Origin of the sequence: Planococcus sp. S3-L1, assembly GCF_030063085.1 — a bacterium.
Lineage (GTDB): Bacteria > Bacillota > Bacilli > Bacillales_A > Planococcaceae > Planococcus > Planococcus kocurii.
This window is the reverse complement of record NZ_JASISN010000018.1, coordinates 51,585-62,585: the sequence shown is the minus strand read 5'-3', so window position 1 is coordinate 62,585 and position 11,001 is coordinate 51,585. Positions and strand designations below refer to the sequence as shown.

At 38.8% G+C, this 11,001-nt stretch carries 10 protein-coding genes; 3 read left to right on the top strand and 7 right to left on the bottom strand.

Annotated features, from left to right (window positions below; translation table 11 throughout):
* Positions 1–430 precede the first annotated feature (430 nt).
* Positions 431–940: a plastocyanin/azurin family copper-binding protein gene (locus QMF37_RS14585; RefSeq protein ID WP_071154599.1), complete on the top strand. Its 510-nt coding sequence runs from the start codon at positions 431–433 to the stop codon at positions 938–940.
* Positions 941–1,082: 142 nt separating this feature from the next.
* Positions 1,083–1,343 (top strand): hypothetical protein, encoded by a 261-nt coding sequence (locus QMF37_RS14580; protein ID WP_071154600.1) that lies wholly within the window; start codon positions 1,083–1,085, stop codon positions 1,341–1,343.
* An 88-nt stretch (positions 1,344–1,431) separates the two neighbouring features.
* Here QMF37_RS14580 and gshAB read toward each other — a convergent pair whose 3' ends face one another.
* The 4 genes from gshAB to QMF37_RS14560 all read right to left on the bottom strand — a co-directional run bounded on the left by gshAB (position 1,432) and on the right by QMF37_RS14560 (position 6,224).
* Positions 1,432–3,690, bottom strand: a complete 2,259-nt coding sequence (gshAB, locus tag QMF37_RS14575) for a bifunctional glutamate--cysteine ligase GshA/glutathione synthetase GshB (RefSeq protein ID WP_078080461.1) — start codon at positions 3,688–3,690, stop codon at positions 1,432–1,434.
* 285 nt (positions 3,691–3,975) lie between these two features.
* The gene (gene fghA, locus QMF37_RS14570) at positions 3,976–4,809 is read right to left on the bottom strand and encodes an S-formylglutathione hydrolase (RefSeq protein WP_058385176.1); all 834 of its coding nucleotides are present in this window, start codon (positions 4,807–4,809) and stop codon (positions 3,976–3,978) included.
* Positions 4,810–4,813: 4 nt separating this feature from the next.
* Entirely contained in the window at positions 4,814–5,929 is a 1,116-nt protein-coding gene (locus QMF37_RS14565; protein WP_078080462.1) for an S-(hydroxymethyl)glutathione dehydrogenase/class III alcohol dehydrogenase, read from the bottom strand.
* Positions 5,930–6,047: 118 nt separating this feature from the next.
* Entirely contained in the window at positions 6,048–6,224 is a 177-nt protein-coding gene (locus QMF37_RS14560) for a hypothetical protein (protein ID WP_169835267.1), read from the bottom strand.
* A 118-nt stretch (positions 6,225–6,342) separates the two neighbouring features.
* Between QMF37_RS14560 and QMF37_RS14555 the strand changes: the two genes are divergently transcribed.
* Entirely contained in the window at positions 6,343–6,705 is a 363-nt protein-coding gene (locus QMF37_RS14555; protein WP_071154702.1) for a winged helix-turn-helix transcriptional regulator, read from the top strand.
* Between the two features lie 62 nt (positions 6,706–6,767).
* Here the strand turns inward: QMF37_RS14555 and QMF37_RS14550 are convergent, their stop codons facing one another.
* The 3 genes from QMF37_RS14550 to QMF37_RS14540 form a co-directional block, all read right to left on the bottom strand.
* Positions 6,768–7,262, bottom strand: coding sequence for a GNAT family N-acetyltransferase (locus QMF37_RS14550; RefSeq protein ID WP_078080463.1), 495 nt, complete (start codon positions 7,260–7,262; stop codon positions 6,768–6,770).
* A 182-nt stretch (positions 7,263–7,444) separates the two neighbouring features.
* Positions 7,445–10,285, bottom strand: coding sequence for a YhgE/Pip domain-containing protein (locus QMF37_RS14545; protein WP_078080464.1), 2,841 nt, complete (start codon positions 10,283–10,285; stop codon positions 7,445–7,447).
* Positions 10,282–10,788: an RrF2 family transcriptional regulator gene (locus QMF37_RS14540; RefSeq protein ID WP_071154701.1), complete on the bottom strand. Its 507-nt coding sequence runs from the start codon at positions 10,786–10,788 to the stop codon at positions 10,282–10,284. The genes QMF37_RS14545 and QMF37_RS14540 overlap by 4 nt, the downstream gene beginning before the upstream one ends.
* Between the last annotated feature and the right edge of the window lie 213 nt (positions 10,789–11,001).

Below are 11,001 nucleotides of genomic sequence, written 5' to 3'. Positions count from 1 at the left end.
GCAACGCTAGGCTAAGTGGTAGGGCTAACAGTAATTTGTTTAATTTCATAATAAAATCGCTCCCTTTTTCTTGTTTTTTTTTTCGTTATACAGACATAACGCAAAGGGCATTTGTTTAGATCACTTTATTTTTAAAAAGATTGAATTAACATTTATTAGAGACAGGCTTAATCAACCTACATACAAGAAAAGATTTTTGCTTATTCACATATAATTAGTGACGATTTCAATCTATTTTCTTTTCATTAAGCTATTGCAACTACTTTGTTGTGTGATAGTGGTTGAATCAAGCACTAGCTCTACGCCCAAAATGAGCAATTGACTTTTCTGCACATTTATATAGAAGGAAAAATCTTTTTTCAAAAAAAGTAATCTAATTCTCCCCTTACTGCGTTTTATAGGCAAGAACAAAAAACGAGGAGGAACTAAAATGATTAACAAAAAATTCGGGTTTATTCTCGCTGCATCAATCTTGTCATTAGCAGCTTGTGGGGAAGAACAAACGTCGGGTAACGAAAAGGCTGAACCGGCAGTTGAGGAACAAGGAAGTACCGCAGAAGAAACTACTACTGAAGAAGTAGAAGAAGAGCCTGCGGAAGAAGTTGTTGAAGAAGAGGAACCAGCTGAAGAAACAACAGAGGCTGAACCCGTAGAAGAAAGCTCACCTGAAGCAAAAAGTGGTACCGCTTCTGATTTATTATCAAATGGAGACAAGACGAGCTTTGTGTTTAACGAAGCAGGTGAATTTTCGATATTCTGTGAACCGCATCCTGTTATGCAAATGACCGTGATTGTTGAAGAAGGTGCTGAAGCTATGGATAAAATAGAAGTCGATATTGCAGATTATGCATTTGGCGAAGAAACCATTACTGTTGCTCCTGGAACAACGATTGAATGGACCAACCAAGATCAAGTTCAGCACAATGTTGCATTTAAATAAGATAATATCTTTTAGCAAATGAATTTCAATACACTAGCACAGGCAATATTAAGCTATTGCCTGTGCTAGTTTTTCATAATTCCTTAAATAAATGGATGTCCCTTCACCATATCCAAGGTCACTATGAATGAGGAGGTTTCTAATGAAATACAGACACTTTAAAAATGCAATTGAAAGTGAATACAAAAAACCATTAAAAGACTTGATGTACGAAGTTTGTGTAGTCAAGAACCTAAATGCTGTAGAAGGCTCCAAAAAAATTGGGATAGCCAAGGAAGTATTTGTCTATTGGCGGCATTTTTATCGCCTAGAAGCAAGGCAACGATTATTTGACCAAACAATAAATGAATTAAATAAATCGTTTTTTAATGCCACTAATGAAAAAAAGATTAGTGAATGCTGAAATTCCAGTTTCTCATAAGGATTAAATCAAAAAAGATGACGCCGGCAAAAACGCCGACGTCATCTTTTTTAGTTCGATCTCTATCAACTTACACAAGCTCCGGAAATAAATAACGTATCAACTTCATTGTCACGCGGCGCGATTTTCCTTTGTACGGGAAAATATGCATATACATAGAGGGATTGAAGTTCGCTTCAATAATTCCATAAGCATTGTTAGCCGACGCTGGAACTTCAATACTTTCAATAATTAAATCAATGCCACTAATCTTAGCTCCAAGAGCAGCTACTGCATCTACAGCTATCTTTTTATAGTCATCTGAAATTTGGTCGGTAACATCAATTGAATCGCCGCCTGTGCTCACATTTGAGTTCTCGCGCAAATAGAGGATTTCGTCTTTTTTTGGAATTGAATCCAATTTCTTTCCTTGCCCTTTAAGCATTAACACTTCTAACTCGCCTAATTGAATCTTTTCTAACGGTGTTCGGTGATCTCTGCCTCTCAGTGGATCCTGGTTTTTTTGAGCTACTAATTCTTCAACCGTGTGTTTACCATCCCCGACGACATTTGCTGGAATTCTTGACATAACGGCTTGTACTTCGTCATTCATGATAAAAAATCGGTATTCTGTTCCGTTAAGAAACTCTTCTATTAACACAGAAGAATCTTCTTCAAAGGCCAGTGTAAGAGATTTTTGATAATCCTCATAGCTTGCCCCTTCTTTGAAAATCGAAATTCCCAAACCATAATTTGTCGATTTCGGCTTTACGACAAAAGCTTTAGTGGAAAATAACTCAAAGGCTTGTAAAGCTTGTTCAATGTCGTTAAATTCTTCACCTGCTGGAACATGGAATCCCTGCTGCTGAAGAATTTTCTTCGTTACGGTTTTGTTTTCCATAATTAAAGTCGCAATATAGCTGTCTTTACTGGTCATATTGCCATTCTTGACATATTCAATATGATTATTCAGCTTCAGTTTTAAAAATTGATCTTGACGGTCTACAATTTCCACTTGAATTCCTTGCTGCATTGCATCAAATATTAAAAATTGAGTGGACAATTCCATATCTGTAAATGAAGTTAATTGGTATGGTTTTTCCCATGCAGTTTCATGATATTCTTTCGCAATGCACGTGGCTACTTGACCTTGACTGCTGTCTTTACTTTTTTCAAAAAGCTTTCCTGCTAAAGTTTTACTTGGGTCTTGTAACATTTCTCTAAAATTAGCAAATAAGCCTTCAGAAACAGCTAATCCTAGCAATTGTGTCAATTGCTCTATTTCATCAACGATAGTTTCAGCTTCTGCTTTAAATTGTGTAATTGCCAATGGGTGTTCAAGTGCCACTGCTTCGCTATAAAGTTCTCCTTTTTTAACCCATTCGTCACAATCCATCTCTTCATCTTTCCATAACATATAAATCAAGAACAGATGCAGAAACTCTGCTTGTTCATAGCTAATTCCATTTTTGTCAAAAGGATTAATATCGATGTTTCTTAATTCGATATATCCAATGCCGCGTTCTTCTAAATCTGCAACTTGACTTCCACCTCTTAAACGGACAGCCGAGTAAAACTCTTTTTCTTCACTGAGTATTCCCTTTTCAATCATTAAAGAAATATCAGCTATATAGGTTTTTAAACTACTATAGGATACTTGCACATTGTTTCGATTTGTATAACCGTATTTGCTACTTCGAATGCTTCTCACTGGCTCATCTAAAGAATCATTGTCAAAGAAATTCTTTTCACTGCTAGGAGAGGCCCCATACAAATAGGTAATTAGCCATCTATAGTGCAAATAGTTTCGAGTAATTTTCATATAAACTTCAGTTTTAAAATGAGGAAAAGCTATGATTTCAGACTGCGCCTTAAACAAAGCTTGGAGCAATTCATCACTAAATTCAAAGTTATAGTGAATACCACTAATCATTTGCTTGCGACGACCATAAGAATGGGCTAATGATTGACGGTATTGAACACCTTCATCGTCAGCTAATTTTGCAATAATAATATCTTTTTCGTCTTTTGGTAATTCCGGTGGCATACTTAGTGGCCAAAGCATTTCGTTTTCATCCATCGACCGATAAGCCACTTCATGAATAGCTGTTAAGTAATCAAAAAGTTCTTTTAGTGAATCCGTAACCGGTGTAACCAATTCCATCTGTGTCTCCGCAAAATCACGTTTGATATAAGGATGGTCATCGCTCATCGCTATATTTTCAGGATGGTTTGTGTGAACCAACATCCCCGTCAAATCAACCCGTTGACCTTCTTTTTCAACACCGTAACGAGCTTTTGACAAATATGGTTTTACACGTTCATTGACTAACATTTTTTTCATATCCATATATTCTCTACCTCTTAGTTAACATATTTTTTCCGAACTTGTTGTTATTTTCAAACTATACATTGAAATAGCAATAGCAAATAGCATCAATCCTGTTTTGATTATAACGCATATTTGTTTTTGTATCGTCATACTAGGCTTGGTCGCAGAAAATCTTACATCTAGTGTTTCTTAAGTTCAATCTGCTTTGCAATTTTTTAAAAATGAACTAAAAACAATAGGACATCCCCACATTTAACTGCAATGTAGGCATGTCCCATTTTACATCTTATTTTAAAATGAGAATCATTTTAAGTTCTTCATATGGAAGGCGAAATGATCATCCAAGAAAGTGGAGATAAAAAAATAACTATGATCATAACCAGCGTTTTTCGTGTACTCCACCAATTGGTTATTTTCTTTAGCATTTTTTAAGAAAGCTGTCTCTTCCAATTGTTCTGGATAAAACGAATCTTGAGTTCCTTGAGAAATCAGGATAGGTGGTGCATGAGTTGTTTTTACTAATTCTGTCGCATCCCACTCTAACCAAGTTGCTTTATCTTTGCCTAAATAAGTTGAAAAAGCTTTTATTCCCCATGGTACTTGGCTTGGACTCAAAATAGGGGAAAAAGCAGAAATTGCTTTAAAACGTTGTGCATTTTTCATCCCAATGACTAAGGCTCCATGACCGCCCATGGAGTGGCCCATGATGCTTTCTTTGCCTGAAAAACGAGGGACCAGTGTAGACGCAATTTCAGCTAACTCTTCTGTAATGTACGTATACATTTTATAATGCTCTGACCATGGTTGTTCAGTAGCATCTACATAAAAGCCTGCACCTTGTCCAAGGTCATAAGCAGCGTCATCTGCAACAGCTTCTCCGCGCGGTGACGTATCTGGAATTATAACCGCTACTTGGTGTATTTCAGCCAATCGTTGAAAACCACTTTTTTGACTAAAATTATCATCTGTGCACGTCAAGCCTGATAGCCACCAGATAAGAGGAATTTCTTTCTTTTCATTATTGGTTGGTAAGTAAATGCTAAATGTCATATCACATTGCAAGGCTTCCGAAAAATGACTGTATTTACGTTGTTCCCCGTCAAAAGCTATTTTTGTTTCAACATTTTTAAGATTCATTGTATCACTCTCCATAAGTTAAAATCGTACGAATCGACTCACCTTTATGCAAAAGTTCAAATGCTTCGTTTATCTCTTGGAATGCTAAGTGATGCGTGATAAACGAATCCAAATCAATGTCCCCGTTCATAAAGTCTTTGACCATGCCAGGCAATTCCGTACGTCCTTTAACACCACCAAATGCCGATCCACGCCATACGCGTCCTGTCACCAATTGGAATGGACGTGTGCTAATTTCTTTGCCCGCACCTGCGACACCTAAGATAATGCTTTCGCCCCAGCCTTTATGACAACATTCAAGAGCTGAACGCATAACCTCAACGTTTCCGATACACTCAAAGCTATAATCAACGCCGCCATCGGTCATTTCAACAATTACTTCTTGAATCGGCTTATCGAATTTCGACGGGTTAATAAAATCAGTCGCACCCATTTTCTTCGCTAGTTCAAATTTATCTTCGTTCAAGTCGATCACAATAATACGGCTGGCATTTGCTTTTACCAATCCTTGAACGACCGCTAGCCCAATTGCGCCTACTCCAAAGACTGCCGCTACAGCACCTTCTTCAACTTTCGCCGTATTTTTCACTGCGCCCATGCCTGTCGTAACACCACAACCAAGCAAGCAAACTTTATCTAATGGAGCATCTTCATCCACTTTTGCTAAGCTCACTTCGTTCACAACCGTGTATTCACTAAATGTGCTCGTGCCCATGTAATGATAAACCGGCTCTCCGTTATAAGAAAAACGCGTTGTGCCGTCTGTCATTAAGCCTTTACCTTGTGTTTCGCGCACTGCACTACACAAGTTTGTTTTACCTGACAAGCAGAATTTACACTCGCCACATTCCGCTGTGTAAAGTGGAATCACGTGATCTCCTGGTTTTACAGACGTTACACCTTCTCCGACAGATACCACGACACCGCCGCCTTCATGTCCTAAAACAGCTGGAAAAACGCCTTCTGGGTCATTGCCTGATAACGTAAACGCATCCGTATGACAAACCGATGTATAGAGTATTTTTACCATGACTTCTTTTGCTTTTGGTTCTTCTACATCGATTTCAACGAGTTGAAGAGGTTCTCCTGCTTTAAACGCGACTGCTGCTCTACTTTTCATATTTATGCCTTCTTTCTTTTTGTTTGTTTTATACTATGTATCTATCATTACATACAAAAATCCTTTAAACAATACTGACGATTTTGTCACTATACACGGCTACTCCTTTTGCAAATGTTTAAGCGAGATACAAAAAGAAATGTCTAAGTCCAATAATCTTCCAGTCAACTTCAGCTATTGTTTCATCAGTGTCATTATTTGATAATGACTTTTTTGTTTTTAATTTTTCAGTTTCACACTTTTTCATATTAAGGACTTTTTCTGATCTAAATGCAATCGCCGCTCTTTTATTCATGCCATCTCCCTCTTTCTCCTGTTTTTTAGCCGAGACTTATCTTTTACCAAAGTCCTTTTGAACAGTACTGACTTTTTTGTCATTACAGGTTAGTATAAACATAAAGGAGTGAGAACACTTGGAAATTCATTATAAAGAAAAAACCTATTTCTCTGGAAAAGATTTGGCATTGTCAGCTATTGGCGGCCGTTGGAAAATAGCTGTTATCTGGTGTCTATTACATGATTCTCCACTACGACTGAGTGAAATACAGAAAAAACTTCCCCAAGCCAATCAGCGCATGTTAATTAGGCAACTAAGAGAATTAGAAGAAGACCAAATCATAACTCGTTTTGTTTATCCGGTTGTGCCACCTAGAGTAGAGTATCAATTGAGTGATATCGGTCTTCGTCTAGAGCCTGTAGTTACATCTATTTGTAATTGGGGCGACGAATTTAGTGACTTTGTCAGAAAAGAAGCCACTAAAATTCCAGTCGAATAAACACTTTGTCTAAACCTTCATTGACTGCGTATCAGTCAATGAAGGTTTATTTTTTATCCCTTTCAAGTTGACCAATAAATTTTACTATCCTTTTTCTCAACTCTTCTCAATCCAGCTTTTTCTAGCACACGAATAGATGCAAAGTTGTCGTAATCGCAACTGGCAATTATTCTGTTGATACCTGACTGCGTTTTCCCCCATGCTACTAAAGCTTGTGCCATTTCGGTTGCATAGCCATGGCCTTGATAACTCGGGACGATGCTATAGCCTAGTTCCAATTCATCTTGCTTGCCGTCTCGGTACCGAAAACCCATATCTCCTATAATGGTTCGCGTCTGATTATGTACAAGTATGCCTTCCCATTTATTTTCGTGTGGATATTCGCTAAATTGTTTTATTTTATATGGGATGATTTCTTTGTAAGCAGTCATCGGGTAGCCGTCAGCTACTCGGTATGTTGTGATCTTTTCCAGATCAGCCTTATTAGAAATTGCGGCTTTCATCATTGCCACAGTAAATGTGATTAAGGTCAATCTACTTGTCTGAATGTATGGCACTTTCGATTTCCCTCCTTCCTACTATTCACGTAGTTTTGTTCGGTGTAATTTTTACGCTACTCGTACTTTCTCTTTTCAATGCAAAAGTCCTTTAAAAAAGCGAAAGACCTTTCATACAAAATAAAAAAGGAGCTGTACTCAAAAAGTCATTGTTTATGACCTTTTGAGACAGCCCCTTGTACTTAATTTTCTTCTGCTAATCTATATGCTTTACGACTTCGCAAGCTAAGTACTAGCCATAACAGCAGATTAAAGATGACAATAAAAGCGCCAAGCACTAAAATACTCGTAATGAAAGTATGTGTTCCATATGCCGAAGACATCGATTCTCGGAATCCGAGGATGGCATAGCTCATGGGAACAAAATCATGCACCGTCTGGAAAAATGTATTTGTTAATTCTACAGGAAATGTACCACCACTTGCACCCAATTGGAGAACGAGAATAATCATTGCCACAAATCGTCCTGGATTTCCAAAAGTAATACCTAAGAACATAATTAAGAACATGTAGGTAAGTGAAGTGATGACTGAGACCGCAATAAACTCTCCGATGTGATCGACTTGAAGATGGAAACCGAACAGCATAATTGCATCAACAATGAGTGCTGCTGCTGTTGCTTGGATAAAACCAAGTGAAAACTTACTAAACCACCAGCCAACTCCTGAAGTCGGGCGTCCAGCTGGTGCGTTAATTGGGAATACTAAATTGAAAGATAAAGCTCCGACGAAAAGAGCAAGCGACAAAATATAAGGTGCTAATGCATGACCGTAGTTCGGTACATCGCTCCGTTCACTTTCTGTTGCTGTTGCTGGTGCAGCGATCATTTCGTAATTATCATCTGTTACTTGTTTGCTTGCTACATCTTCTGCGCCATCAGATAAACTTGTAGTAAGTTCAGAAGTTCCTTCCTCTAGCTCTGTAAGGCCTTGACCTAATTCACCAGAGCCGTCTTCTAGTTTGCTGGCTCCGCTATGTAAATCAGTTGCTCCACCAGCAAGTTCACCTGCACCACTTGAAAGCGCTGGTACGCCCTCGGCTAGCTGATTTGCACCATTTGCCAAATCACTGGAACCCGAATTTAGCTCTGCAGAGTTAGCCGCAAGTTCAGCCGTTCCTTCTTGAAGCTGCCCTGCTCCTTGTGCTGCTTTTGATACTCCTGCTGTGTATTCAGTTGTTCCTTTTTCTAATTCTATAGACCCTTGTTGCAACGCGCTCGCACCTTCAACAAGTCCAATTGAGCCTGAAGCAAGAGAAGATACACCGTCATTCAGTGAAGAGCTTCCTTCTGCTAACCGGTCAACTGCATCTGCAAGCTGAGGTAGACTTTCTGCTGTTTTTTCAATTCCCGCAAGAAGTTGTCCACTTGTCTCAACCGCTTGCTCTGCTCCCGCATTGAGATTCTTCACACCTGGAATAAGTTGATCGTTCAGTGCATTTCGGACAGCTGAATATCCACCAAGAGCTTCTCGGGCTGCAGGATTTACTTGATCTACAGCACTGTTCAATTCTGCTACTTTCTCAGGCATGGATCCGAGTGATTGAAATGCGGGAATAATTTGCTCGTTTATGTTAGCTGATACAGCAGCAAGACTTTGCTCGAGCGTTTCAAGTGAACTTTGTTGTGCTGCTGCTTGTTGCTGTGTACTTCCAGTTACTGCAGCTGATAATTCGGCTTGTTGCTCCGCAGTTAAACTGCTATAAGTAGCTGTTGCTTCAAGAGCTGCCACTGTTGCAGTTGAAGAAGTTGGCTGCATTTCGCTAACAGCTTGTTGTGCCGCCGCTAGATTCGCCTGCAATTTTGATGCATTCTGTGCACTACTGGCCGAAACAGCACCATTTAATTGGTTAACGTTTTCTTGAATAGCTAATAAACCTTGTTGCAAATTGTTGAGTTGATCTGGTGTTGGAAGTTGGTTATTTAATGCACCAAGTCCCTCTTGAAGAGTGGTACTGCCATTAGCCAGTTTAGCAAGACCCTCACCAAGCGCAGCTTGACCTACTACCAACTGTTGAATGCCAGAAGAACTCCCTGTTAACTCGCTTGTTTGTGTTTGAAGCTCATGTAAGCCATTATTTAGCTGTGCACTACCAGCTTCAGTAGCTGTCAGACCTTGACTCAGTTGTTCTGCTCCTGGAACGAGAGAATTTAGACCTTGTTCTAACTTTTGTGATCCTTCAACAAGTTTTGGACCATTATTATTTAGCTCTGCGGTTCCTTCAGCAAGTCCAACCACACCGCTTTGCAACTTGCCTACTCCTGCTGTATAAGAAATAATCCCTTTATTCAACAGGTTCGCTCCTTGATTTAAATCTGCGGCTCCTGTAGCAAACTGTCCGGCACCAATTTCTAATTGCTCTGCGCCTTCCTGAAAAGTTAAACTTCCTTCTGAAAGTGTGCCAAGCCCTACGATTAATTCTGCATTGCCTTTTTGTAATTTGACAGTTCCATCATCAAGTTGTTCCGCACCTTCTGCTGCATCTCCTAAACCTTCACCCAATGTATCAATTTGTTCAAATACTGCTTTTACGTATTCTTTTGTCACACTTTCTGCAATTTCCTCTTTAATCGTCGTAGTCGCTTGTTTACTTATTGATTTTATAAAAAATCCGCGACCGGGATTGGTTTCATACTGCAAATCCATCGGTTTTGGATCATCACTCATTACAGATGCTGCATGTTCCGAGAAATTGTTTGGAATGGTCAAAACCATAAAGTATTTCCCATCGTCCATTCCTTGCTCTGCTTTTTTTGCATCGGTAAACTGCCAATCCAATGCATCATTCTCTTTTAAATTTCCAACTAACTCTGAACCGATATCAAGTGTCTTGCCTTCATATTCTGATGGTACATCTTCATTAACGACCGCTACCGGTAAGCGTTCTGTTTTTCCGTAAGGGTCCCACGACGAGCCTAAGAAAAAACCACTATAAATAATCGGGATAAACATCATAACAACCATGGTTCCTAACAAAAGTGGTTTGGAAAATAATTGCTTCCATTCCTGTTTAAACATTTTCATTTTAAATCATCCTGTTCTTTTTTCAATACATCACTTAACGTTTCTCTATTCCAGTTTAATGTTGGTAAATTCGACATCCCTAATCCTTCTTTCAAGAGATCTGCAGCCGTAACTTTAGATAAATATTCAATCAATAACCGATCTCCTTGTGAAAAAACATTTTTAAGAATTTCTTGTCCTTTTTGTGCATACTCTCCATCTTTAAAAGCGAGACGGATTAACCCTGTATCTGGGTAAAGTTGTATTGGTCCTTCCATTGCTTCAATAACGTCAAGCATTGTAATATGCGTTGCCGATTTTGCTAGTGAAACGCCGCCATTATTGCCAGGTACCGAAACAGCAATTCCTTGAACGACTAATTTCCTCGTTATTTTCTTCATATAAGACGGTGAAACGCCCAGCCTTTTGCTAATTTCATCTGAAGCAAGCGGCGCGCTGCTTTCTTGCGTCGCCAGCAACACAATAATACAAATAGCCTGCTCGACACCCTTTGTTAGCTGCATAATCTGCACTCCTTTTCTGTCTAATATAAGTTAACAGTTATTTTCAATGTTAAGTAGCTATTTGCAATATCCATTGTGGATATGCAATGTCTATTTAGGTATATTACTCTTTTTTGACGAAATTGCAATAAGTAAGTCGAAATATCATTCTTTTTTTACAGAAAAAAGCAGACAACCCGAGTAGAATCGGTTGTCTGCTTTTTCGCATAAAAC